The sequence below is a fragment of the Pseudomonas sp. zfem005 genome, from assembly GCF_032621735.1.
Classification (GTDB): domain Bacteria; phylum Pseudomonadota; class Gammaproteobacteria; order Pseudomonadales; family Pseudomonadaceae; genus Metapseudomonas; species Metapseudomonas solani.
The window spans coordinates 173,583-197,958 of sequence record NZ_JAVYJE010000004.1 but is presented as its reverse complement, the minus strand read 5'-3'; the positions used below and the strand labels follow the sequence as shown (position 1 = coordinate 197,958).

The 24,376-nt window shown below is 67.4% G+C and carries 24 protein-coding genes; 8 read left to right on the top strand and 16 right to left on the bottom strand.

Translation table 11 applies throughout. The features are described from left to right. Nucleotides 1-47: 47 nt before the first annotated feature. From RTW82_RS10485 to RTW82_RS10470, 4 genes are all read left to right on the top strand, one after another. Nucleotides 48-824, top strand: a complete 777-nt coding sequence (locus RTW82_RS10485) for a 2OG-Fe(II) oxygenase (protein WP_263401737.1) — start codon at nucleotides 48-50, stop codon at nucleotides 822-824. A gap of 4 nt (nucleotides 825-828) precedes the next feature. Next, nucleotides 829-1,578, top strand: coding sequence for a tRNA-dependent cyclodipeptide synthase (locus tag RTW82_RS10480; RefSeq protein WP_263401738.1), 750 nt, complete (start codon nucleotides 829-831; stop codon nucleotides 1,576-1,578). A gap of 155 nt (nucleotides 1,579-1,733) precedes the next feature. Then, nucleotides 1,734-3,290 (top strand): DHA2 family efflux MFS transporter permease subunit, encoded by a 1,557-nt coding sequence (locus RTW82_RS10475; protein WP_316925039.1) that lies wholly within the window; start codon nucleotides 1,734-1,736, stop codon nucleotides 3,288-3,290. Next, nucleotides 3,277-4,614, top strand: a complete 1,338-nt coding sequence (locus RTW82_RS10470; RefSeq protein WP_316925038.1) for an LLM class flavin-dependent oxidoreductase — start codon at nucleotides 3,277-3,279, stop codon at nucleotides 4,612-4,614. Before RTW82_RS10475 ends, RTW82_RS10470 begins: the two co-directional genes overlap by 14 nt. A 128-nt stretch (nucleotides 4,615-4,742) precedes the next feature. Here the strand turns inward: RTW82_RS10470 and RTW82_RS10465 are convergent, their stop codons facing one another. The 4 genes from RTW82_RS10465 to RTW82_RS10450 form a co-directional block, all read right to left on the bottom strand. Further along, entirely contained in the window at nucleotides 4,743-5,417 is a 675-nt protein-coding gene (locus RTW82_RS10465; protein WP_316925037.1) for an amino acid ABC transporter permease, read from the bottom strand. A 1-nt stretch (nucleotide 5,418) separates the two neighbouring features. Continuing rightward, a complete protein-coding gene (locus tag RTW82_RS10460; protein ID WP_316925036.1) occupies nucleotides 5,419-6,144 on the bottom strand; it encodes an amino acid ABC transporter permease in 726 nt (241 codons plus the stop codon). A 108-nt stretch (nucleotides 6,145-6,252) separates the two neighbouring features. Further along, nucleotides 6,253-7,065 (bottom strand): ABC transporter substrate-binding protein, encoded by an 813-nt coding sequence (locus RTW82_RS10455; RefSeq protein ID WP_316925035.1) that lies wholly within the window; start codon nucleotides 7,063-7,065, stop codon nucleotides 6,253-6,255. A gap of 252 nt (nucleotides 7,066-7,317) precedes the next feature. Beyond that, on the bottom strand, nucleotides 7,318-7,635 hold the full coding sequence (locus RTW82_RS10450) for a hypothetical protein (protein ID WP_021221904.1): 318 nt from the start codon (nucleotides 7,633-7,635) through the stop codon (nucleotides 7,318-7,320). A 173-nt stretch (nucleotides 7,636-7,808) separates the two neighbouring features. Between RTW82_RS10450 and RTW82_RS10445 the strand changes: the two genes are divergently transcribed. The 3 genes from RTW82_RS10445 (at nucleotide 7,809) to RTW82_RS10435 (ending at nucleotide 10,090) form a co-directional block, all read left to right on the top strand. Continuing rightward, on the top strand, nucleotides 7,809-8,528 hold the full coding sequence (locus tag RTW82_RS10445) for an STN domain-containing protein (protein WP_316925034.1): 720 nt from the start codon (nucleotides 7,809-7,811) through the stop codon (nucleotides 8,526-8,528). Then, the gene (locus RTW82_RS10440; RefSeq protein WP_021221906.1) at nucleotides 8,525-9,070 is read left to right on the top strand and encodes an RNA polymerase sigma factor; all 546 of its coding nucleotides are present in this window, start codon (nucleotides 8,525-8,527) and stop codon (nucleotides 9,068-9,070) included. Before RTW82_RS10445 ends, RTW82_RS10440 begins: the two co-directional genes overlap by 4 nt. Nucleotides 9,071-9,136: 66 nt before the next feature. Further along, the gene (locus tag RTW82_RS10435) at nucleotides 9,137-10,090 is read left to right on the top strand and encodes a FecR family protein (protein ID WP_316925033.1); all 954 of its coding nucleotides are present in this window, start codon (nucleotides 9,137-9,139) and stop codon (nucleotides 10,088-10,090) included. Nucleotides 10,091-10,299: 209 nt separating this feature from the next. On the opposite strand, the gene RTW82_RS10430 is transcribed toward RTW82_RS10435, so the two are convergent. Continuing rightward, entirely contained in the window at nucleotides 10,300-10,425 is a 126-nt protein-coding gene (locus tag RTW82_RS10430; RefSeq protein WP_316925032.1) for a hypothetical protein, read from the bottom strand. 151 nt (nucleotides 10,426-10,576) lie between these two features. Continuing rightward, nucleotides 10,577-10,861: a hypothetical protein gene (locus RTW82_RS10425; protein ID WP_316925031.1), complete on the bottom strand. Its 285-nt coding sequence runs from the start codon at nucleotides 10,859-10,861 to the stop codon at nucleotides 10,577-10,579. Nucleotides 10,862-11,089: 228 nt separating this feature from the next. Here RTW82_RS10425 and RTW82_RS10420 point away from each other — a divergent pair, with 228 nt between their 5' ends. Next, a complete protein-coding gene (locus RTW82_RS10420; RefSeq protein ID WP_316925030.1) occupies nucleotides 11,090-11,500 on the top strand; it encodes a hypothetical protein in 411 nt (136 codons plus the stop codon). A gap of 1 nt (nucleotide 11,501) precedes the next feature. On the opposite strand, the gene RTW82_RS10415 is transcribed toward RTW82_RS10420, so the two are convergent. The 10 genes from RTW82_RS10415 to RTW82_RS10370 form a co-directional block, all read right to left on the bottom strand. Continuing rightward, a complete protein-coding gene (locus RTW82_RS10415; protein WP_316925029.1) occupies nucleotides 11,502-11,996 on the bottom strand; it encodes a hypothetical protein in 495 nt (164 codons plus the stop codon). Between the two features lie 112 nt (nucleotides 11,997-12,108). Further along, nucleotides 12,109-13,167 carry a hypothetical protein gene (locus tag RTW82_RS10410; RefSeq protein ID WP_316925028.1) on the bottom strand — a complete coding sequence of 353 codons (1,059 nt, stop codon included), beginning with the start codon at nucleotides 13,165-13,167 and terminating at the stop codon, nucleotides 12,109-12,111. Nucleotides 13,168-13,180: 13 nt separating this feature from the next. After that, complete coding sequence (locus tag RTW82_RS10405; RefSeq protein ID WP_316925027.1) at nucleotides 13,181-14,986, bottom strand: hypothetical protein; 1,806 nt, start codon at nucleotides 14,984-14,986, stop codon at nucleotides 13,181-13,183. A 4-nt stretch (nucleotides 14,987-14,990) separates the two neighbouring features. Further along, nucleotides 14,991-16,259 carry a hypothetical protein gene (locus RTW82_RS10400; protein WP_043242862.1) on the bottom strand — a complete coding sequence of 423 codons (1,269 nt, stop codon included), beginning with the start codon at nucleotides 16,257-16,259 and terminating at the stop codon, nucleotides 14,991-14,993. Nucleotides 16,260-16,277: 18 nt separating this feature from the next. After that, nucleotides 16,278-17,210, bottom strand: a complete 933-nt coding sequence (locus tag RTW82_RS10395) for a hypothetical protein (protein ID WP_316925026.1) — start codon at nucleotides 17,208-17,210, stop codon at nucleotides 16,278-16,280. A 74-nt stretch (nucleotides 17,211-17,284) separates the two neighbouring features. Next, nucleotides 17,285-19,687: a hypothetical protein gene (locus tag RTW82_RS10390; RefSeq protein ID WP_316925025.1), complete on the bottom strand. Its 2,403-nt coding sequence runs from the start codon at nucleotides 19,685-19,687 to the stop codon at nucleotides 17,285-17,287. Further along, a complete protein-coding gene (locus RTW82_RS10385; protein ID WP_316925024.1) occupies nucleotides 19,684-20,847 on the bottom strand; it encodes a hypothetical protein in 1,164 nt (387 codons plus the stop codon). Before RTW82_RS10385 ends, RTW82_RS10390 begins: the two co-directional genes overlap by 4 nt. Next, a complete protein-coding gene (locus RTW82_RS10380) occupies nucleotides 20,817-22,262 on the bottom strand; it encodes an alkaline phosphatase family protein (protein ID WP_316925023.1) in 1,446 nt (481 codons plus the stop codon). Before RTW82_RS10380 ends, RTW82_RS10385 begins: the two co-directional genes overlap by 31 nt. Beyond that, nucleotides 22,255-23,475, bottom strand: coding sequence for a metabolite traffic protein EboE (gene eboE / locus RTW82_RS10375; protein WP_316925022.1), 1,221 nt, complete (start codon nucleotides 23,473-23,475; stop codon nucleotides 22,255-22,257). Before eboE ends, RTW82_RS10380 begins: the two co-directional genes overlap by 8 nt. Next, a complete protein-coding gene (locus RTW82_RS10370; protein ID WP_316925021.1) occupies nucleotides 23,472-24,356 on the bottom strand; it encodes a TatD family hydrolase in 885 nt (294 codons plus the stop codon). Before RTW82_RS10370 ends, eboE begins: the two co-directional genes overlap by 4 nt. Nucleotides 24,357-24,376: the final 20 nt, after the last annotated feature.

Here is a 24,376-nt window from a genome sequence, read left to right as displayed (position 1 = left end):
TGCTGTTAATCCGAATGACAACTTTCAGGGATACGCAAGGAGTCTTCATGCTGACCATTACCACGGTCGAAGAATTGACCGCAGCGCATATACAAGATGTTATCCACGCCCGCACTTACGGCATCCTCATCAAAGGCTTCGCTTCGGCCGATACCGTGGCCCTGGCGCTCGACCGCCTGAGCCGCCACGAGCTGCGCGGCGCCTTCAGCGAGCAGACCGAATTCGTGCGCCTGGGCAAGGCCTATATCGAGATTGGCGACGAGGCCAGCCGGGTCGAATACCACGCCCAGGCCATCACCAACATCCGCAAGATCCGCAGCGTGTTCAGCCCCCTGGCGTCGCCCATCGACGAGCTGCGCCTGCTGCTCGACGAGGCCTGGCCCAAGGGCGCGCGGCTGCTGGATGTGAACGGCGAGAAGTGCTTCGTCGGCATCGCCCGCTTCCAGGGCAATGGCGTGGACCTCACGCCCCACACCGACAACCTGGAACGCAACGCGCCCCAGGACCACGAACCGAAGCTGCTCACCCAGCTCTCCACCAACATCTACCTGCAGATACCCGAAGACGGCGGCGAGCTGGAGATCTGGGGCATCCACCCCGACGAGATCGAGTACGACCGCCTGCGCGGCGAGCGCGCCTATGGCATCGAGCGCCACCTGCTGCCGCCGCCGGACCTGGTGATCAAGCCCGAGCCCGGCGACCTGATCTTCCTCAATCCCCGGCTGATCCACGCGGTGCGCCCCTCGGCCACCGCCACCCGGGTCACCCTCGGTGTATTCATCGGCTATTTCGGCGACGACCAGCCCCTTGCCTACTGGAGCTAAAGACATGAGCGATGTGGAAGCGATCAACCTCAAGGCCTATTTCAACAAGGGCGGCGAAGAACTGGATTTCACCGGCAAGCACTGCGTGCTGGCCGTCAGCGTGGGCCAGGAATACCACGAGGAGCAGAAGCTCAGCTCCACCGTGCACCTGATCAACAAGTCCGGCTTCAGCCGGGTGAAGGTGGTGGTGGCCGACACCCTGCAGCGCCACAACAAGCACGGCAAATCCCCGGGGGAGGCACTTTCTGCCTCCATCCGTGACGGCGATGCCTGGCTGGCGCGCAACCGCAAGTACCTGGCCGGCCTGGAAGCGCCGGTGACCATCAGCCGCTGGAACCAGGAGCTGGCCTCCGACCGCTACGCCGAACTGCGCCAGCAGGTGAACCAGCTGTACCGCGAGAGCGAGGACCTGCGCGGCGCCATCGAAGCCACCATCGGCGTGTTCATCGAGCGCCTCCGATTGCGCGACCCGGACGCCGACACCGAGCGCGCTGCCGCCCAGTGCCGCGAATACATCCTCGAAGAGGTGCCGATCATCCTCCCGCTCTGGGCGGAGGAGGGCTACGACTACGTCATCTACCCCCAGCAGATGACCAACGCCATGGCCACCGCCCGGCGCCTGCTGATCGAGCCCCACGCACCGGACCTCGTGCACTGGCTGCCGCTGAAGTTCAAGAAGCGCGGCATCCCGATCCCCTTCACCCTGCCGGGCGCCGTGCACCCGGCTTGGGCTGGGAGTGCGATTGCGATCTGACCGTTTCATAAAGGGCGGCTTGCGCCGCGAAAAAAGCGCAGCCCTCTGGGCTGCCTGGGCGAATGAATTCGCCCCTACAAATTCCCAGCACCAAAAACGGCCCCACGCCACACGGACGACGGCCTCCAACCCCTGTAATCACGGAAGGAGTTCCCATGAGCGTTTTTGCGCAACAGCAACGCAAATGGTGGGCCTTGCTCGGTGTGAGCATCGCCAGTTTTCTCGGCTGCGTGGATTTCACCATCGTCAACACCGCGCTGCCGGCCCTGCAGGCCGACCTCGGTGCTTCGGTGGAAAGCCTGCAATGGGTGATCAACGGCTTCATCCTCGCGCTCTCCAGCGCCATGGTGCTGGTGGGCCGGCTGGCCGACCTGCATGGCCGCCGGCGGGTGCTGAACATCGGCCTCGCCGTATTCGGCCTGGCCTCCCTCGGTGCCGGGCTGGCCACCAGCATCGACGCCCTGGTGGCCGCGCGGGTGGCCCAGGGGCTGGCCTGTGCGGTGCTGTACACGGCCTCCGGCGCCATCGTATCGGCCACCTTCGCCAGCGAGGAGCAGGGCAAGGCCTTCGGCGTGCTGTTCGGCGTCAACGGCGTCGGCCTCGCCGTGGGACCGGTGCTGGGCGGGGTGATCACCAGCGCCTTCGGCTGGCAGTGGATCTTCCTGGTCAACGTGCCCTTCGTGCTGCTCAGCCTGGCGATCATCGCCCTGGCGGCGGACGAATCCCGTGCCGAGCAGGACGGCGCGCGGCTCGACTGGGCCGGTGCAGCGCTGCTGCTGGTGGGCCTGCCGAGCCTGGTGCTGGTGATCGTCCAGGGCGGTGCCTGGGGCTGGGCCTCGGCCACCACCCTGGGGCTGGTCGGCCTGGCCGCGCTGGCCTTCGTCGCCTTCGTCGCGGTGGAGCTGCGGGTGCGTGCGCCCATCGTCGACCTGCGCCTGTTCGCCAACCGCCGCTTCGTCGCCGCGGTGACCGCCAGCTTCGGCCTGGCGCTGTTCTACTGCGTGGCCTTCTTCGTGATGCCGCTGTACCTGTCGCTGATCCGTGGCGAGAGCGTGCAGGCCAGCGGCCTGCTGCTGCTGCCCACCACCCTGGGCGTGGCGCTGCTGTCGCCGGTGGTGGGGCGGCTGGTGGACCGCAAGGGCCCGGCGCTGCTGATCCAGGCCGGGCTGCTGTTCTTCGCCTTGTCCGCGCTGCTTCAGGCCGGCTTCAGCGAAGGCACCTCACTGCCGCACCTGCTCGGCGCCTTCGCCGTGATGGGCCTGGGCTGGGCCTGCATCCTCGGGCCGTCCACGGTGCTGGGCATTTCCTCGGTGCCGCAGCAGGTGGGCTCGGTGGCCATGGGCTCGCTGATGACCCTGCACAACGTCGGCGGCGGCCTCGGCCTGGCGGTGGGCGTGGGCATCTACCGCGGCTTCGCCGCCCACGAGCTGGCCGGTGCCACGGGCGTGCCGGCGGATACCGACTGGCTGGCCCGTGCCGCCGTCGCGCCGGAGCAGGGCGCTGCACTGCTGGGCGAGCACCTGGTGCAGGCCCCCGAGGTGCTGCAGGGCTGGGTGCACGGTGCCTTCCTTCAGGGCTACCAGGCGGTGATGCTGTTCCTCGCCGCCAGCGTGCTACTGGTGTGGGCCAGCGTTGCCGTGCTGCTGCGGGCCAAGGCCGCTGCGCCCGTCGAGGCGGCTGCCGAGCAGGAGCCCAGCCATGGCAAGGCGTGACGGCCGCCTGCGCCTGGGTGCCTTTCTCTCCGGCTCCGGCGCCCATGCCGGCAGCTGGCGGCACCCCCGGGCGGACGCCGACGCCTCGATCAACTTCGAGCGCTACCGGCACTACGCCCAGACCCTGGAGCGCGGGCGCTTCGATGCGCTGTTCCTCAACGACAACGTGGCGGTGGGCGAGCTGGACCCGCGCGTGTTGCGCAGCAGCGCCTACAGCTTGCGTTGGGACCCCCTGACCCTGCTGCCGGCGCTGGCGGTGACGACTCAACACATAGGCCTGATCGCCACCGCCAACACCAGCTACAACGAGCCCTACAACATCGCCCGCAAGTTCGCCTCGCTGGATCACCTCTCCGGCGGGCGCGCCGGCTGGAACCTGGTGACGGCGCTGATCGGCGGGGAGAACTTCAACCGCGCCGAGCACCTAGAGCATGCAGACCGTTACCAGCGCGCCGGGGAGTTCTTCGAGGTGGTCACCGGGCTCTGGGACAGCTGGGCGGACAACGCCTTCCCCCTGGACAAGGCCTCCGGCACCTGGCTGGAGCCGGCGCGCATGCATGTGCTTGAACACGAAGGCGAGCACTTCCGCGTGCGCGGCCCGCTCAACGCACCACGGCCCCTGCAGGGCTGGCCGGTGATCGCCCAGGCCGGCTCCTCCGAGGCCGGCCGCGCCCTGGCGGCACGCACCGCCGAGCTGGTGTTCACCGCGCAACAGACCCTGGAGGAGGGCAAGGCCTTCCATGCCGACATCCACCGCCGCCTGGCCCTGGCCGGGCGCGGGGAGGATGAACTCAAGGTGTTCCCCGGCCTGGCCCCGGTGGTGGGGCGCACGGCCAGCGAGGCCGAGGAAAAGCACGAGGAACTGCAGGCCCTGGTGGACCCGGAGGCGGCGCTCAAGGCGCTGTCCTTCCTGGTGGACATCGGTATCGACCTGGAACGCCTGCCGCCGGATGCGCCGGTGGTGTTGCCTGACCCGTTGCCGCTCACCGAGCGCCACAAGAGCCGCCAGCAACTGGTGGTCGACCTGATCCGCCGCGAGAAGCCCACCGCCGCACAGCTGCTGCGCACGCTGGGCGCCGGCGGCCATCGCCTGCTGGTGGGCACACCAAGCCAGATAGTCGAGGAAATGGCCTGCTGGTACGAAGAGCGCGCGGCCGACGGCTTCAACCTGCTGTTCACCCACCTGCCCGGCGGGCTGGAGGACTTTGTCGACCTGGTGATCCCCGAGCTGCAGCGCCTGGGCCTGTTCCGCCACGAATACGAAGGCCGCACCCTGCGCGATAACCTCGGCCTGCAACGCATCGCCAACCGGCATTTCTCGTAGATGCGGTGGCCGCTATCCGCATGGGTTTCGCCGCGCTCTACCCATCCTACGGCTCAAGGTGATGCGCTCTTCGTAGGATGGATAGAGCTACGCGAAACCCATCAATCGTCGTCTCCGACGTACCCCCGTCATCCCCGCAAACGCGTCGCCCACTGCGCAAGCAGATCGAGCCCTGCGCACATCACGAAATACAACAACGCCACAAAGAGGAACACCTCGGTCGGGTGCACCATCACCCGATTGCTCACCTGGGTGGCGACGAAGGACAGCTCGCCGACGCCGATGACGTAGCCCAGGGAGCTGTCCTTGATCAGCGACACCCACTGGTTGAGGAAGGAGGGCAGCATGATCGGCAGCGCCTGGGGCAGGATGATCAGCCGCAGCACCTGCCAGGGGCGCAGGCCCAGGGCGCGACCGGCATCCCACTGGCCCGGCGGCAGGCTCTGGATGCCGGCGCACACCGAGTGCGCCAGGTAGGCGCCGCCGATCAGCGACAACGCGCAGACCACGGTCGCCAGCGCCGGCACATCCACCTGGAACAGCACCGGCAGCAGGAAGTAGCTCCAGAAGATCAGCATCAGCACCGGGATGGCGCGGAAGAAGCCCAGCACCGCCAGCAGCACCAGGCGCGGCCGGCCTTCGAGCACCGCCAGGGCGATGCCCAGGACCAGGCCCAGCACCGCCGAGGCGATGCCCGAGAGCAGCGACAGCAGCAGGGTCAGCGCGGCGCCGCCCAGGGGGCCATCGGGCCAGGCGCCGAGCAGGAAGTAATCGAGGTTGTCGAGAATCACCGAGAAATCCATCTCAGGCCTCCCCGCGCACATGGCGGCGGTGCTGGTGGATCAGCGTGCCGGCCACTTCGATGGCGATCGCCGCGCCCAGGTAGAGCAGGGTGGCGATGCCGAAGGCCTGGAAGGTCTTGAAGGTTTCCGTCTCCACCTGGCGCGAGGCGTAGGACAGCTCGGCCAGGCCGATGGCCATGGCCAGGGAGCTGTTCTTCAGGGCGTTCATATACTGGCCGAACAGCGGCGGCAGGGCCGTGTGCAGTGCCTGGGGCAGGACGATGTAGCGCCACACCTGGCCCGGTCGCAGGCCCAGGGCCATGCCCGCTTCACGCTGTTGCGGGCGCACCGAGGCGATGCCGGCGCGCAGCTCTTCGGCGATGAAGGCGCTGGTGTAGAGCGACAGGCCCAGTGCCGCGGCGAGGAATTCGAAGGAGGGCCAGGCCAGTGTGACCGAGCCCAACGCCAGCTCATGGGGCAGGTTGAGCCAGAACACCAGGTCCTCCGGCATCAGCGCGGGCACGCCGAAGTACCAGAAGAACAGCTGCACCAGCAGCGGTGTGTTGCGCAGCACCGAAAGGTAGCCGCGTGCCAGCCAGGACAGGCGGCCGGGCAACTGGCGGCCGACGGCGACCAGGGCGCCGAGCAGGGTGCCGATGACGCAGACCAGCAGCGAGGTGCCGAGGGTCAGCAGGAAGCCGTCCAGCAGCCAATGCAGGTAACGGGGAGCGAGGAGGTCGCCGAACATTGTCGAGGTCTTTCAATGGGTGATCCCCGCATAGGCGGGGATCGGGGAGGGAAGGCGTGCGGTGTGGTCGATGGGCTCCAGGCGCGGGCCCACCGATTCATGGCGCGATCAGTGCACCGTGCCGATCTTGTAAAGGCGCGCCAGCGGGGTCTTGGTGTCCGGGCCGAACCAGGTGTCGTAGATGGCCTGGGCGCGGCCCTTGTCTTCCAGCTCCTGCAGGGTCTGGTTGACGTACTCGGTGAGCGCGGTTTCACCCTTGGGGATGCCGACGCCGATCAGGTCGCTGGAGATGGTGAAGGGCGGGACTTCGTACTTGTCCTTGTCCGGCACGTTGGCCAGCAGGCCGATCAGCTTGGGGCCGTCCTGGGTGATGGCCTGGACCTGGCCATTGCGCAGGGCAGTGAAGGCGAAGGGGGTGTCGTCATAGGCCACCACCTTGGCGCCGGGGAATTTCTCCCGCAGCACGCCTTCGTTGACCGTGCCCTTGTCGACGCCCACACGCCATTTGTTCAGGTCGTCGGTGTTCTTCAGGGTGCCTTTCTTGACGATGAACTGCTGCCCCGAGGAGAAGTACGGAATGCTGAAGTTGACCTGTTCGGCGCGCTCCGGGGTGATGGTGAAGTTGGCCAGCACCAGGTCGACCTTGTTGGCCACCAGCAGCGGCACGCGGTTGGCCGGGTTGGTGGGTTGCAGCTGCAACTTGACCCCGAGCTTGTCGGCGATGGCGCGGGCGTAGTCCACGTCCAGGCCGGCCAGTTGCTTGGTTTCGCCATCGACGAAGCCGAAGGGCGGGTTGCTGTCGAACGCCGCGACGCGCAGGACGCCGGCCTTGCGGATGTCATCGAGGCGGTCCGCCTGGGCCAGGCCGGAGAGGGTGGCAAGGGCGAGTGCGAGGGCGGTGAGGGCAGTCAGCTTCTTCATGAATATCCAGCTCCTTTGGCGGGCCCTGGCGCGCATGGCCGGGCTCCGCTCATCTGTCGGGGGCGGTCGCTTCCGGGTGGGAAGCGCCGCCGTTCGCCGGAGGGGGGGTTGCCCGCTGGCGAGGCGATTCTGGCAGGGGGCTGGAACGGACAAAAAAGAATTAATTTGTCTTTTTAAATTCGATAAACGAATAAGCAGGAGCGACGCGGGCTGCGCTGAAAGTGGCGGGCTAGAGCGGTTGCCTGGCGCGGCTCAGGGCGCCGGGCGTTGCGGCTGCACCGAATGGCCGAAGTTGGCGCCCATGCGCACGCCGGTAGCGGCCGGCGTGGCGAGGCCCAGCTGGTTGGCCGGGCGGCGCTCGATGGGCACCTGCAGGGCGGCCTGGTTGCGGCGGGCCGCCTCGGCGCCTTCGGGGTTGGCCAGGCGCTGGCTCAGGCAGTCATAGGACAGGGCCTTGTAGCCGTTCACTTCGGCGCTGATGCAACTGCCTTGCGGGGTGCCTTCATCGGCGCTGGCCAACAGCGGCGCAAGGGCGAGAACGAGGCCGGCGAGGGCGATGCGTGCGGGCATGATTGCCTCCAGATGCTGGATCATTGCCGGGAAATCTACGGTAAAAGCGCCGTCATCGCTGCGAAGTCTTTTTTGCAGGGGCCGTCACACAATCGACATGAACAGACCTCAGGATTGCCTTCCTGGGTCAAGCCAGCAACGCATCGACACGCAGTACGGGTCGGAAGCCGCCTATGTCAATGGAAGCCGTGGCGAGGGGCTGCCTCGCGCCAGCGGTGCTGATCGTCCTCCTCGTCGCAGCCTGCTGCCTGGCGGCTTTGCCCTGCATGGTTTCCGCGGGTGAGGGCCGGGCCGAAGAAGGCCCGCTGGAGTTCGACCTGCCGGCGCAGGACCTGTCCCAGGCCCTGGAGCGCTTCAGCGAGCTGACCGGGATGGCCATCCTGGTGGACCGCGAACTGACGCGCGGGCGGCGCTCGGCGTCGGTCAACGGCCGGCTCGGCGCACGCCAGGCCTTGGCCAGGCTGCTGACCGGTACCGGGCTCATGGCCCAGCACAGCGAAGGCCGGGCCTTCACCGTGTTGCCGGCCAAGGTTTCGACGGCGCCCTCGGGGCGCAACCACGGCGCGGCGACGCGCTGGGAACAGGGCAGCTTCGCGGCGGCCCTGCAGGGCGCGTTGGAGAAGGCCTTGTGCCGTTCACCACTGACCCGGCCCGGTGGCTACCGCGCCGCGTTGCAGCTCTGGATAGGCCCCGTCGGCCTGGTGGAGCACAGCCGCCTGCTGGGGCCCACCGGCAACCTGCGGCGCGATGCGGCACTGGTGGAAAGCCTGCGTGGCCTGATGATCGACAGGGCGCCACCGTCATCCCTGCCCCAGCCGGTCACCGTGCTGGTGGTTCCGGAGGCGGCCGCCAGCATGGAATGCAACAAGTGGGAAGGAGCTGCGGGGGCATGAATAACAAGGAGCGTGGCACCATGCTCAGGCTGTTTCTGGCTTCCTACGAGGAGTTCAGGACGCGCCTGAGACGGCGCCTGGGGTCGGATGACCTGGCCAACGATGTGCTCCACGAAACCTACCTTCGCCTGGATCGCATGGACGAGCCGGAAGGCGTGCAGAAGCCTGGCGCCTACCTCTATCGCATGGCCCTCAACGTCGCCGCCGACCGCCGTGCCCAGGACGCGCGCCTGCTCACCGGCGAGGAGGTCGAGGACCTGCTGCACCTGGCCGAGGAGCACCTCGACCCGGCGGTGATCGTCGGCGGGCAGATCGAGATCCGGGCGCTGGTCACAGCGCTGGCGGAGCTGACGCCACGGCGCCGGCAGATCCTTATCGCGGCGCGCATGGAAGAGGTGCCGCACCTGGAGATTTCCCGGCGTTTCGGCATCTCCACGCGCATGGTGGAGAAGGAGCTCAAGGCCGCGCTGGGCTATTGCGCAGCACGCCTGGAAAGAAAAGTGGTGCAACGGTTCGGTCCCGGCGCCGGAAAACAGTCATAGGGTCGAGGGGCTGAACGAGCGCCCCGCGATCACTCCCGAGAACAGCTGCGGTTGAACGACGACGCCATGACAGCACCCGATTCCGGCACCGCCGGGCAGACCCGGCTGGAGGAAGAAGCCCGAGCCTGGTTGCTCCGCCTCACCTCCGGCCGCGCCACCACCCGTGACGCCGAGGCCTTCCGCTTGTGGTGCGCGCAAAGTGAGCGCCACAGCGCAGCCTTCACCCGTGCCCGGGCGTTGTGGCAGGCCCTTGCGCCCGCCGCGCTGGCGTTGCAGCAACCCGCGTCTCCGGTAGCCAGCCTGCCGCCCCGGCGCTTCGGCCGGCGTGCCTTCCTCGGTGGCGCCATTGCCGCGTCCCTGGCCGTGGTAATGGCGCGCCCCTGGTTGCCGGACGCGCTTCCCGGCATGGGCGCCGACTACAGCACCGCAGTGGGCGAGCAGCGTCGTGTGGACTTCGCCGAGGGCCTGACCCTCGAACTCAACACCCTTACCCGCATCAACCGGCGCCCCCTGGGCGGCGGCGTGGCGGGCATCGAACTGCTCGAAGGCGAGGTGGAAGTGCTGGCCAAGGCGCCGATTCGCGTGGTGGCCGGGGCCGGCACCCTGGATGCCGCCGGTGCACGCTTCAACGTCCGCGCCGTGGGCGAGGCCATCTGCGTCACCTGCCTGGAAGGCAGCCTGGCGGTGGAGGTGCGCGGGCGCAGCCTGTTGCTGCCGCCCGGCCGCCAGCTGACCTATGACGCAGGCGGCCGCAGCGAACCGATCGCCTTCGACCCGGCGGTGGTCATGGCCTGGCGCCAACAACTGCTGGTGTTCGACGACGCGCCCCTGGCCACGGTGATCGACGAGATCAATCGCTACCGCCCGGGGATGATCCTGCTGGTCAACCAGGAACTCGGCCGGCGCAAGGTCCAGGCCCGCTTCCGCCTCGACCAGCTGGCCGAAGTCGCCGCCCTAATCCGCGACGCCTACGGCGCCACGGTCACCGAGCTGCCGGGCGGGGTGGTGCTGGTCAGCTGATCAGTGCCACGCGCATGCGCTTTCGTATTTCGTAGGATGGCGTAGAGCGAAGCGAAACCCATGGGGTAGACGTACCCGTCGGCTCCAGGCGTGCGGGTAGAGCAGCGATGCTGCGCATCGCTGGGCGACTGAAGTCGCCCCTACAGTCGTTCCCACATTACCTACATCTCCATAACGCAACGGCCCGGATGATCCGGGCCGTTGGCGTTTCAGGTGGCTTCATCCTCCGCGGGTGGCGGCTTGCGGGGCTCGCGCAGGTGGTCGAAATAGAACAGCACCAGGCCGAAGGCGACGATGAGGCCGACTATGGCCAGGCCGATGTGAGCGTTCTGCATCGCGGATTCCAGTTCCAGGAAAGCATGGGCTCAGGGCTGCGGGGGATTGTCGGCCAGGCGCCATTGGCGAGGCCAGCGACGTTGCGACAAAAGGCTGTAGGGAAGGGCGGAGCGAAGGCAGGGCCGCCAGGACAGCGGCCCCGCGTGCGGGTCAGACGAAGCCTTGCTCGCCAAAACCGCGGGGCAGACGCTGGCGGCCGGGCAGGGCAGCGAGGCGTTGCTCCCAGCTGCTGCGCCAATCGTTGGCGGCGTTCTCGGCCTTGGCCTTGCGGGCGGCACGCCGTGCGGCATTGCGCGCGGTGCGACGGGCCTCCTTGAAGACTTCGGTGTTGCGGCAGGTGCGGCACTTGACCCGTGCCAGTTCAGTGGTGGAAACCAGGTTGTTGCCGTGATGACCGCAGGCGAGGTGGCCGGCGACCTTGTAGTGAGTGACCATCGGTGGGTCTCCTTATGTACGGCCGCACCGCGCCGATACCTCGGCCACGGTTGGCACGTTAATGGGTCCTACCTGGTTTTCGACTGCGGATGGGGTTCCGTGGTTCGGTTTATCGAAGCGGCGGCAGGGCTGCAGGCCACGGATGCCGGGCCAGCGAAAGATCGGAATCGAGCTGGTGGCCTGGGCGGAAGGGCAGTAGATTCGCAGCTCTCATAAGGAGCATCTGGCATGGACAACCCCTATCAATCCCCTTCATCGGCTTCCCCGGCGGAGCTGACTGCCGACGGATCGAGCAAGAACCCCATTGCGCTGCGCCTGGCGATTATCGCGGCCGGCGCCATCCCGTTCCTGGTGCTGCTGTGGCACAGTGGGGAAATCTGGGAGCTGCTCAGGACCGGGGGCATCTCCCTGTTCGGGGCCGCCGGGCTCTACCTCTTCGCGCTCCTCCTCACCCTCGCCGGTGCGCTGCTGTTCTTCTCACGCCGGTCGGCGCTGTGGCTGCTCCTGGCCTGCCTGCCTTACCCGCTGTATGACGTGGCGACAGCGGTGGATCGCCCCTCGCAACTGTTCGGCATCCTCTCGCTCGTCTGCATCGCGGCTTGCCTGGCGTATTACTGGCGGCTCAAGAGAGCGGCCTGACTCATTCGGTCTTGAACCTGATCCGGTTCACCCGGTACTCGATCATGCTGCTGTGGGCCACCATGGATTTCAGCCATTCATCCGCCACTTCCTTGCGGGTGAATGCGCCCATGGAGGCGACGCGTTTCCAGTTCTTCTCCTCGCGCAGGCGTGACTCCAGGACATAGACCGCCTCCAGGCCCGGGTCCTGGTACCAGGCCAGCGGGGCGTCCTTGCGCTGTTCCAGTTCGCGCAACTGCTTGAGCAATGACTTGGCCTTGGCCTCCCATTCCCGCGCCTTCTGTTCCGCCTGGGCCTGAACCAGAAGCGCCAGGTCGCGCTGGGCGCGCAGCTGTTCGCTGCTTTCGAGGGTTTTCTGGGCTCGCTCATTTAACGTTACGGCCTCGGCGTTACGTTTTTTTGCCTGGCGCTCGCGGTAGGCGCGTTGGCGCTCGGCGTTGCTCATGGCGTTGCCGGTGGCGGGGCGGCCGCGTTTGCGGGATTCGGGGGTGTTCATGGGGCCGTTCCTGAGGAGACGGCGCAATTCTAGTTACGTAACGGAAAAAAGAAAGCGTTACGTAACGAAAATATCCCGTGGCGACAGGCACGCCGCCACGGGAGATCCGCCTCTAGAGATACCCCTGCAACGGCACCCGCCGTATGCGCCCATCCAGCGGGGTGGTGCCGCCGCCGGGAAGGGGCAGGGGGCGGCCGTGGAGGCCCATGCCTTCGCTGACCAGCACGGCGTCGTCCAGCAGGCAGAGGTTGGAGGGGGTGTCCAGGCCGGTGGCGAGGACGCGGGTGGTGCCGGTGGCCAGGTCGCAGTGCAGCAGGCGGCCGCTGAAGCGCTCGAAGCCGCCGTGGCGGGCTTCGCCTTGCCAGTCCGGGCCGAGGGGCTGCAGCAGGGAGCGGCACAGCTCGAGGATCAGCAGCCCGCCGCCCGGCGTGAGGGCCAGGCCGGTGGGCAGTTGCAGGCCGGTGATCAGCGGCTGGATGCGCCCGTCCTCTGGCCAGACGCGGATCACCTGGCCGGCCCGTTCGACGAAGTCGACGCCTTGGCGCGTCGGGTCCAGCCGGCGTTCGCCGGAGAACAGGCTGACCAGGACTGCACCGGTGGTGGGCTCGTACACCAGGGTGACCGGCACCGCGTCCTGGCCCTGGTCCATGTCGGGTATCTGGGCGACCACCCGTTCACCCTGGTCGTCGAACTCCACCACCTGGTTGGTATCGGGCTTCACCGACAGCCAGGTGCGTCGCCTGGGGTGGAAGCACAGGGCGTTGAGGTTGCCACGGCTGTGGAACACCGCCGTGGGCGGGTTCTGCGCCAGGTCGAGCACCCGCGAGCCTTCGACGTAGTCGGTGAGGCTGGCCAGGCAGCGGCCGTCGGCGCAGGCGATGTCCGAGAGCCCCATGATCTCGTCGCGCAGCATGCGCACCTGCATGTTCATGGAGCGGTAGCCCTCGGCGACGAGCTCGGCGGCCAGGTAGGCGCCGGGGCTGCCCGGTGCAGGGCGCAGGCGGCTGATACGGCCGCTGAAGGGCGCGTCCGGGTGGCCCGAGCCGGCTTCCACCAACAGCAGGCTGCCGTCGGCTTGCAGGCACAGGCCCCGAGGGTTGAGCAGGCCTTCGACGACCACGGTGGAACGGCGCAGGTCTTCCTGTGGGGAGGGGGGGATGGTCACGGTCATGGGTGCCTCCTGCTCATGGCTGCCAGGGCGTGCTGGTGAGGTAGGCCTTGAGCAGCGCCCGCTGGCTCGGCGACATGGAGCGCACCACCGGCATGTACAGGGTGGTGCCGCGATAGGCATCGGCGGTGCGCGCGACGATGGCCTGGCGGGCGTTCCAGATGGCGTCCTGCTGGTTCAGCGGGATGAACCGCGACATGGCCGGGAAGGCCAGGTAGTGGAAGCGCAGCACGGCCGGGTAGACCTGATCCCAGGTGGGAACACTGCCGGCAGGGATGCCGAAGTCGGTGATGGAGTAGATGCGGAAGTTGCTGAAGCTGCTGCCGTCCTCCAGGGAGTATTCCAGGTTGGTATAGCCCGCCTGGGCGGTGGTGCCGGCCTTGCAGCTGATGGGGATCTGGACGCTGGTCTGGCCCTTGGCGATGGCGAACGTGGCCGGGTAGTCGAGCAGGTCCCAGTACTCCGAATCCTCGTAGCTGCCAGGGGAGGAGGCGGCCAGGGTGATGCTTCCGGCGGCGGGCACCGGCCCGCCCAGGTAGCGCACCTGCAGGTCGAGGGTGACGCCTTCCGGGTACTCGTCCATGTACAGGTTGCGCTGGTCGCAGTAGAGCCGGTAGGTCATCTCGCTCACCGCCAGCTTGGTGCCGGCGACGGTGTTGGGGGCGGAGAGGCTGAGGGGCGAGCCATTCACCTGGGTGAGCTGCGTGGCATTGAGGGCCTGGTCGAGGATGCCGCCGTAGAGGTAGTAGTCCAGCAGGTAGGGGTTGCTCGACGGCAGGGTGACCAGGGTGGTGCCGCCGGCGCTGATGCTCACCGGGCCGTAGTCGATGTTCGGGCCGATGGGGCTGGTGATGTCAGTGCGCACAGCGCGGAAGGTGGCCTTGGGGATCAGGTTGAGCATGTCCAGGCTGAGCAGGTTCTGGCCCTTGAGGGCGAGCACCTCCGCGTAGCCGGTGCCGCCGGTCTTGCCGTTCACCAGCTGGCGCCCGACCGGGCAGATCAGCGGCTCGCCGGCGAAGGCCGGGGCCAGGGTGCCGATGACCCGTCCGATGCTGGGGTTGGGGGTGTACTGGCCGGCGGCGTAGTCGGCGTCCAGCTGGGGCGTGGTCATGCCAGGGCACATCTCGAACATCACGAAACGCACCACGATGCCGGTGGCGCCCGGCGCCTGGATGATGGACTTGAGCATGGCGCTGTTCTGGTTCCAGCTGACGACGGCGCTCAGCGGGAAGGTGACCTGGAAGGTGCCGGACAGCGGCGACGAGCCCGGCGCATCGGTCTCGCCCACGAGCAGCCGCTTGGCCACGTCGAAGCTGCTGGCCACCACGTCGGCCTGGATCACCAGTTGCGGGTTGCTGGTGCCGCCGATCTGCAGGCCGCCGATGTAGATCTGCGTGGTGATGCCGCTGGTGGGGTCGAGGTCCACCATCATCGGGCCGGAAACCGGCGGCTGGTTGGTCACCGGGTCCTTGGAGCCGAGCAGGTAGACGGGTTGCCCCACCAGGTCGCCGGTGGTGCTGATGGCGCCCGGCGTGCCCTGGGAGCTGATCAGCACGTTCTGCATGTCCACCACGTGCTGGCCGTAATGATTCCAGCCGCCGGCGGTGTAGTAGTCGCCATTGGGGGCGTTGATCAGTTCGTTGAGTTGGTCGTCGCTGTAGCTGGCGGCTTCGGCTGCCACCTGGGAGTTGGGCAGGTCGAAGAGGTTCAGCGTCTGCGAGCCGCCGGTGCCCATGGGAATGGTCGGCGAGTTGTTGGGCAGGCTCACGTCGGTGCGGATGCCGCCCCAGAAGTTCAGTCGGGGTCCGTTCAGGATGCTCATGGGGTCATTCCTCGTCCTTGTGGGGTGCCGTTGCCGGCGCCTTGGCGAATTTGAACAGGTAGGAGAAGTCCGATTTGTAGGGGCTGTGCACCGGCGTGGCCATGGAGTGGCAATTCATGCAGCTGCTGTTGGGCTGGATGTAGCTCTCCATGGTGACGTTGGCGGACAGCGCCGGAGTCGGCTGGCCCAGCGGGTTGCTGGGGTTGTCCGGCATCAGCGGGCGCTGGGTGGTGACCAACTGGTAGTAGCGCAGCACGTTGCTGCCGAGGTTCTGCTGGTAGAGGCCGTTGACGGCGGCCGTGGTGCTGGCAATGGGGGTGACGCGGCTGAGCGGGTCCGGGGTCTGGAAGGTGGCGCCGGGCTTGGGCGTGCACACCAGCTGGCTGCCCTGCTGCTGCCAGTTGCAGGGCGACTGGTTGACGCTGGCCGCCGGCGCGCTGGCGTTGTAGTAGCTGTAGGTGCCGTTGCCGGCCGTGGAGCCCGGGACGTTGTCCACCTGCTCGAAGGTGGACCAGATCCACTGCGGATAGCCCGGCGCCTTGACGATGATGTGCAGCCCCACCAGCCCCAGGGTGGCCGGGGCCGTGCTGCCGGTGGGCTGGCCTTGGGCATTGAATTGCGCCACCTGGGCCTGGGTGGTCAGGTAACGGCTGGCGTCGTCCTGGCTGGTGAGCACCCGCCAGGCGGCCTTGACCTCGGTGGCCTGGGCCGGGAAGGCGATGTTTTGCGCCCTGGACACGGTGTTGGCGTTGTAGAAGCCGTTCGCCACGATGTAGTCGTAGGAGGCCTGGTTGGCGGAGATGTCGTAGTAGGTCGGGTTGCCCTTCTGGTCGATGAGCCAGCCACCGACGGCCTGGTCCACGGCCTGCACCACCGAGGTGTTCTTCAGGGCGGCGATGTTGATGATGCCGAGGCTGCGCGTGCCCAGCGGCGAATTCCAGGGGCCGGGGTTGGCACCGTTGGGCAGGAAGATCTCGCTCACCGTCTTGTAGCTCTGCCAGACCCTGGGGCCGGTACCGCCGAGTGGCTGGCTGCAATCCGGCTGCCCGCGCTGGCCAGCCATGGCGGGCCAGTTGAGGGCGATGAACAGCCGCCAGCTGTAGTCATCGAAGGCTTGCTGGCTGGCAGTGGCGGCAGGGGCGTTGGTGGGGGGCTGGCACTGTGCGTTGGTCGGTGCGGGCGTGGTAGGGGCGGGTGATTGCTCGCGCAGGTTGCAGCTGGCGCAGGCGAGGGCCAGCAGCGCCAGCCCGGTGAGACGGAAATGTTGATTCATGGCGGCTCTCCTTGCCGGTCAGGGCTTGCGGGACTGGAGCTTGTTCCACTGCGCCTCGGCGCCGTTGTCCTGGGACGCCGGCGGGTCGAACAGCTGGCAGGGCTGCGGGTTCACCGGGCACTTCTTGGCCACCTGGTCCCAGGTGCTGGCCGGGTCCGGTTTGTCGGTGCGGAAGTTGACGTAGTTCTGGCTGACGATGGGGGCGTTGGCGACGCTGGCGTCGCCGGAGAAGTAGAACGACTGCGGGTGGCGGAACAGCGGCTGGTCCTTGGCGGCGCGGGTGGCGTCCTTGTAGAAGGCGTAGCCGAACAGGATCGGCCCCTGGGGTGACTGCACGTCCAGGGCATAGGCCTGCACGCTGCCGCCCAGGTTCTGGCTGCGCGCCGGGCTGTAGGGCAGGTGCTGGACGAAGTCCTGGCGCGCCGGGTGGTTCATGGGCGAGAAGGAGCAGCACTCGGGCATGTCCTTGGGCCGGTCCTCGTAGGTGAGGAAGAAGGCCTTGTTGCCCAGGGAGACGAAGGAGCAGGTGTAGTTGTTGTCCTTGATCGGGAAGATCGGCAGGCAGTACTTCTCGTAGTGCTCCATCATCGCGCCGTAGCCGTCGCCATCGGCGGGGATGTAGGTGGTGTCGTAGTAGCTGGTGCCCTTGGATACGGTGTAGTCGGCGGGCTTGAGGGTGCTGGGCGGGTTGCTGTAGGGCGGCGGGTTCTTCTCGTAGTTCTGGGTGACGCGGAACATGGTCCAGTCGCTGATCCAGGTGGCGGGGAAGAACGGATCGCTGGGCTCGCCGGGCTTGCGCTCGGCGATGCAGTTGCCGTTGCTGGCGTCGCACCCGAGGGTGTTGTGCACGCCGTTGGTGAAGTACACGGCCTCGTCGTCATCGGCGGCGAGGAGGGGCTGGCTGAGCAAGGCGAGGGGCAGCAGCCAGGCGAGCAAACGGGCTTTCTTCATGAGAACACTCCTTCGTAACGGGCAGGGCGGGCGAGCGGTGCCGGCCCGCCTGCGGGTTCCAGGTAAACGACGGTTCAGGTCAGGGGCCGGGGTGGGTAGTTGAGCTTCACCAGCTCGTTGGCCCAGCGTTCCAGCACCGCGCGCCGGCTCTGCGGCAGGTCGCGGGTGATGGGCATGGCAAGGGTGCTTTCCTCCTGGTAGGGCTTGCTGACCAGCCGGATCAACTGGTCGATGGCGCCCTCGATGCGCTGCAGGGAGTTCAGCGGCATGTACTTGTCCATGATCGGGTAGAGGTAATAGAACGGCTCGAAGATGCGTGGGTAGATGAAGCCCTCCCAGATCTGCACCCGCGCATCCTGTTGGGTGCACACCTTGTTCCAGGCCGCGACGAATTCGCCCATCAGCCCGGGCTCGTCCGGCAGCACCCGCAAGGGTGCGAGGAAGTCGGTGTAGGCGGTCGGGTAGTCGAAGCTGAAGGGCACCGCAGGCGCAGCGCCAGGGCCGTCCTGGACGAAGAAGCGCAGGGTCGGGAAGCCGGCGGCGATGGCCTTGACCGTCACCTGGGCGATGCCGTTGGCGTCGGTGGTGATCTGCGTGAGGCTGTAGTCCACCGTGGTGCCGTCATCCAGCGCGCCTGTGCGCGGGATGGACGGGACGAACTGCAGGCATGGCGCCAGGCTGACGCCGGCCGGGGTGGCCTTGACGTGCTGGTAGTTGACCGTGGCCGTCGGGGCGTCGCTCGCCGGCAGCACCTGCTGCAGGCTGCGGCCGGCGCCCTCGCTGACCAGGCTCGCCGGCGCCTGGGTGCCGGCGAACTGTGGCAGCAGCGTGGCGTTCTTGTTGCGGTTCGCGGGGTCGTCTGCGATGAGCCCGAAGTCCAGGTCGTTGCTGAAGGCCAGGAAGTAACTGCTGGTGGTCAGCATGTAGGGGTTGTTGTATTCCGCCACCCACAGGGTGGTGCCGGTCGGTGCGGGCAGGCCGTCGTACTGCACCATGATCTGCAGGGTGCGGGTGTCTCCGACGTCGATGAAGGTGCCGCTCTCGATCACTTCGGCGGTCCACATCTGCTGCTGGGCGGCGAGCACCGGGCTGGCGCCCTGGGTCTGCAGGGCCAGGGTGCCGGCCTGGGTCCTGGCCACGGCATCCTTCACGGGCAGGTCCAGCAGGCCTGCGCGCTTGTCGAAGGCGGCCTGGGCGTACTGGGCGTAGGCGAGGTCGGCCAGGGGCTGGAACTGGCCGTTCTGCTGGATGCCGACCTGGAAATCGCCTAGCTGGAGCTTCTCGCATTCTGGCACGGTCGCCTCGGTCGCTTTCAACGGCTGGAAGGGAAAGCCGGTACCGAGGTCCAGGGACAGCAGGTCGCCCTGGGCCTGGGCGGAGATCACCCCCAACTGGATAGTCGCTCCCGGTCTGCCGCCCGGGATCGGGAAGTCGCCGACCGGCTCCAGCCGGCGACCGGCAGGGGCCGTGGGGTACTCATCGGCGAACCACAGGCCCAGCACGCCGGCGGTACGGCTGTAGGCCGGGTTGAAGAAGATGTCGGCAACGTTGTCCAGCCCCTTCTGGTACATGTCCTGCAGCGCCTGCTGCTGCACGGCCAGGGCCTTCAGGCACTGCTGGCAGTCAGCGCACTGGGGATCCGTCGCGCAGGTGTTGCAGCCGGGCCCGCCGGTGCGGGTCACCACCTTCGGGTAGTCGTTGAAGATGCCGTTGCGGTCGTAGTAGGTCAGGTAGGTGGTGAAGCGGAACATCAGGCCCTTGGCGTTCTGCGCCTCCATCTGTTGTTGCAGGGCCTTGAGCAGGGCCGAGTCGCCCAGTTGCCACTGCAGGTTCTCGCGGGGGAAGCAGGTCTGCCAGGTGGTGGTGACCGTGTTCAGGCCCTGCACGGCCCCCCAGTTGAAGTTGAGGAAGCGGTCGAGCATGCGGTAGGCGCGCTTGGCCGTGAGGCCGCAGGTGGCGTCGCCCAGCACCAGGCGGTCGAAGTACAGCGCGGTGAAGGTGTTCTGCCAGGGGCTGATGTCGACGAAACGCGCCGGGGTGGGCTTGTCGCTGCCGAAGGGGTTGCCCAGCAACTGGAAGCCCTTGCCTACGATGGGGTCCTGCTCGATGTAGCTGTTGGCCTGCAGTTCGCCGCCGATGATCAGCGAGCGGATGTCGTTGTAGTCCACGGTGCCGCAGGCGTTGTCGCCGAACAGGTCCCATTCCGCGGGGATCTGCGGCAAGCCGCTGTTGGCGCTGTTGTTGGGCACCTGCAGCACGTACTCCGGCACCTGGGACTCGGGCAGCGGGGTGATCATCCAGGGCAGCACCTTGTCCCGCGCGTTGGCGGGGTTGATGCCGAAGCTCTCCAGGAAGGGCCAGTTCAGGTCCATCTTCGCCGCATCGTAGAGCGGGTAGATGTCGTTGTTGTTGGCCGTGGGCGGGTTCCAGAACATATGGCCGTTGAGGTACAAGCGGGGGAAGTTCAAGACGCTCATTGCTGTCCTCCTTGACGTTTCCACTGGGCGCGTTTCAGCGACCAGACGAAGTCCAGTTTGTTGTAGCCGGCGAAGGCCGAGTCCGGCAGCGGTTCGGTGGGGTAGACGATCCCGTCCTGCTGCGGCAACGCGAAGTTGAAGTAGCCCTTCTTCGCCGAATAGGCCGCGGTGTCGTGGCAGGCGAGGCACGAGGACTGGCTCTGGAAGGCCGACTCCAGCTGGGAGTTGGCCAGCAGCTTGGGCGCGCCGCCGGCGGTGTGTTGCACGCCGATCAGCTCGTACTGGGCGAGGGCCGGGTACTGCGCCTGGAAGCTGGCGTTGACCGGTTGCGCGGCGCTGGTGGGCCCGGTGCTGTTGGTCATGGGTTTGGGCGGGATGTCGTTGGTGACGGTGTACTTGCTGTTGTTGCGGTTTTCGAAGGTGGTCCAGGCCCAGTCCTGGGTGAGCTTGTTGATCACGTGCATGCCGCTCAGGGCCGCGTAACCCACCTGGTACTGGCTGCCGTTCTGCAGATAGTAGGCCTGGGCGATGTAGTAGCCGTCATTGGCCAGGGTCTTCATGAAGGCCTGGTCGTTGCCGATCCAGATCCATGAGGTCTTCAGCTCCCAGGCGGCAGCGGGGAAGGCCAGGTTGGCGGTGAGCGCGGCCTGGCCGTCGACGTTGTAGACCCCCTTGTCGACGATGTAGCCGAAGGTGTCCTTGCCCATCAGCAGTTGGAAACGCACCGGCTGGCCCCTTTGCTCGGCCGGCACATTGCCGCCCATTTCCAGGACCAGGCCATCCACCTGCTGGATGCTGTCGAGGTTGTGGAAGGTGCGCGTGGTGTCCATGCCCATGGCCTGCGCGGCCTTGATCACCGCCACCGGTGTGGGCTCTCGCTGTTCATAGGGCAACGGCTGGCCGCCGTCGGGCAGGAACACCTGGTCGGTGGGCTTGAGGCCCTCCCAGACACGGTCGGTGCTGCCCTTGATCTCCGGCTGGTTGAGGCAGGTGAACCAGTTCCAGGCCATCGTCTCGGGGGATTGTTCGAATGCCTTGCGCACCTCTTCGGGCTTGCCTCCGTATTCGAAGAAGGCGGTGCAGTCGAAGGCGGGTTGGCTCTGGGCCTGGGCCAATCCGGCCAGGGCGCTCAGTACTGCAAGGGGAAGGGCTCGTTGCATGGGGTCTCCTTGGCTATGGCCTTGTCGAGAGTTCGGTGCCCCAGGAAGTACTGCAGGAGCAACTGTTTTACCGCGGTGACCGGCAGCCGGTCCGGTAAAGGCAAGTCGCAATCGGTGATGAGCAGCGGGCCGTCCTGGTCGCTGTGGGGAAGGCGGCCGTGACTCCCGCGTACCAGGCGGGTGTCCAGCGGGATCAAGTCCATGTAGTAGCGGAACCCCAGTTTCTTGCGCAGCAGGCGCCGCGCCACCCGGAGTTTCGGCAGGGTGATGGCAGGGTCGATGAACAGCTCCAGCGGGTCGTAGCCGGGCTTGCGGTGGATGTCCACGGTGCGGGCGAAGTCGGGCGCCTTGTCGTCATCGAACCAGTACTGGTAGTCGAACCAGTGGCCGGGGGCGGCGATCGCCACCAGGTCGCCGCTGCGCGGGTGTTCCAGCTGCCAGGCGCGCTGCTGCGCACTGTCCAGCACCCGTTCGATGCCCGGTTCGCATTCCAGCAGCGTGCGCACCCTTGGCAGATCCTGTTCGCGGCGCAAGTAGATGTGCGCGACCTGATGGTCGGCCACCGCGAAGGCGGCGCTGGCGCCCGGGTCCAGCAGCTCCCAGCCGAGGGAATGGCGCACCTGCAGCCAGCCATCGGCGCGCAGCAGGCGGTTGATGGAAATGGAACGCTCGACCGCCTCGATGCCGTACTCGGACACCAGCATCACCGCGGCACCACGCTCCTGGGCGAAGGCCAGCAGGCGACCCACCTCGGCGTCGATGGCGCGCACCTCGGCGGCGATGCCGGGGTGGTCGGGGCCCAGGCGCTGCAGGTCGTAATCCAGGTGCGGCAGGTAGACCAGTTGCAGGTGCGGGCGGTTGATCTCGAACTCGGCCATGGCGCAATCGACTATCCAGCGGCTGGAGCCGATGCCGGCGGCCGGCCCCCAGAAGTGCTGGAAGGGGAAGGTGCCGATGCGCTGCTCGATCGCCTGGTGCAGGCCATCGGGGGCGGAGTAGAGGCCGAATTCCTTGCGCCCGTCGGCGGGGTAGTGGGGGCGCGGGGTGATGGAGGCGCTGACGTCGGCGTACATGTTGTACCACCAGAACAGCTGGCTGCAGCGGAAGCCGGGCAGCTCGCGGGCCAGCACCTCCCAGACCTTCTCGCCCTGGACCAGGGCATTGGGCTGCAGCCAGAAGCGCACCTCGGCCTGGTCGCGGAAGTACCAGCCGTTGCCGACGATGCCGTGCCCGGAAGGCGGCAGCCCGGTGAGCATGGATGACTGCACCGTGGTGGTGACCGCCGGGAACACCGGCTGCATGCAGGCCATGCGGCCACGGCCGAGCAGGGCGTTGATGTGCGGGGTGTTCTCACCCAGCAGCGAGGGCGTGAGGCCGACCACGTCGACCAGCAGCAAGGGCCGTGGCTCAAGCATGCTGCACCTCCCGCAGCGGCTCGCCGGCGAGGGCGCCGTGCCGTTGCAGCTGGGCTTCCACCCATTCCAGCTCGGCGGCGATACCCCGGGCCAGGGCGGGTTCGGAGCCGGGCCGCAGGACTTCGGGCAACACCATCCAGCTGTAGGTTTCCACCTCCAGTACCGGGCGGAAGTCCGGGTGCTGGGCCAGGTATTCGAAGACCCGGCCCAGGGCCTGCTGGCTGCCGCCCAGTTCCGGCAGCTGGAAGCGCTCGCTGAACAGCGGCACGTGGAAGTGCACGCGCAGTTCGCTGCAACCGGCCAGGGCCGGGTCGAGGAGGGCGGCGGGCAGGTCTGCCCAGGCCAGCAGCTGGCCGCTGCGATGGCGCGCCTTGACCTGGTGCAGGTAGGTGCCTTCGGCGAAACCGGCGAGCACGTCCAGCACCTCGTCGCGGTGTTGCTCATCAACGGGCAGGCGGCACACCAGGGCGTTGGAGAGCTGGATCTTGCCGATGACGATGCCGGCCTGGTGCAGGCGTGACAGGGCCGCGTGGCAATCCTCGAACAGCACCGCCTGGTGGCAGACGTCGAAGCACAGCGCCAGGTGCGCGTGGTTCGGGTCCAGCGCCTGCCAATGGGCGAAGAAGGCCAGGGCCTGGTCGGTGCGTTCCAGCACGCAATCGGGCTCCATCTCCAGGCACAGGCGGATGGTCTTGCCGGTGCCGTGCTTCAGCTCGGCAAGGGCCGCGGTGAGCTGCAGCAAGTGCACCTCGGCACGGGCCTGGCGCTCGTCCGTCCAGTCGGCGGCGTAGCCCAGGGGCACGCTGGAGATCACCCCCTCGTCGCAGTCCTCGGGCAGCGCGGCAGCCAGCAGCCCGGCCAGTTGCAGGCTGTAGTCCAGGCGCTGTGGCTGGGACCAGTCCGGCCGGTAGACCGCGGCCTTCACTTCGTCGCCGTGGAAGCGCCCGTAGGGAAAGCCGTTGAGGGAGGTCAGGCGCAGACCGCTGTCACGCAACAGCGCGAGGAAGGCGGCACGGGCGGCGGGTTGCTGCAGCTCGGCAGCCGCCTGGGCGCTGATCCACAGGCCGCTGTCCTGGCGCTGCAGCCCGCGCTGGCGGCGCACGGCCTGGAAGGGGCCGGCGATGGAAGCGCGCAGGGCGGCCAGGTCATGGGCCGGGTGCACGTTGCCGCAGTAGCCGAGCTGGGTCGGGGTCCATCCCATGGCGGGGCTCATCGCACTATGGGCTCCTGGCCACGCAGGGCGGAGTTTTCCTGCCACTGGCGACGCTGGTCGATGGGCAGCAGGGTGGCGACGGCGGCCTTGTCCAGCTGGCCGCTCTGGGCGAAGAAGTCCACCGGGTTGTCGAACAGCACCTGTTGTACCTGGGCGTCGCTGAAGCCCGCCTGGCGCATGGCTTCGCCCGTCTTGGGCACCTTGAGCGGGTCGCTCACGCCCCAGTCGGCGGCGCTGTTCACCACCATCTTCTCGGTGCCGTACTGCTGCAGCAGGGTGACCATGCGCTGCTCGGACATCTTGGTGTTGGGGTAGATGGAGTGCCCGCGCCAGCAGTCGCTGTCCAGCACCAGGGGCAGGGTCAGCTCGTTGAGGTGGTCGATCAGCACGCGGTCTTCGGCGATGCCGACCTCGCGGATCACCGCCAGGGTGCGCTTGGTGCCGCCGATCTTGTCGCGGTGCGGGGTGTGCACCAGGACCGGCAGCTCGAACTGCTTGGCCAATTCCAGTTGCAGGGCGAGGAAGCGGTCTTCTTCCGGGGTGATGTCGTCGTAGCCGATTTCGCCGACGCCGACCACGCCGTCCTTCACCAGGTAGCGGGGCAGAATGTCCAGCACCTCGTTGGCCAGCCCGTAGTTGTTGGCTTCCTTGGGGTTCAGGCCGATGGTGCAGAAATGGTGGATGCCGAACATGCTGGCGCGGAAGCGTTCCCAGCCCAGCAGGGTGTCGAAGTAATCCACGAAGCTGCCCAGGCTGGTGCGCGCCTGGCCTTGCCAGAAGGCCGGCTCGATCACCCCGGTGATGCCGGCGGCGGCCATGTTCTGGTAGTCGTCGGTGGTGCGGCTGACCATGTGGATGTGCGGGTCGAAATACGTGGGCATGGCGACGTCCTTTTGCTTTT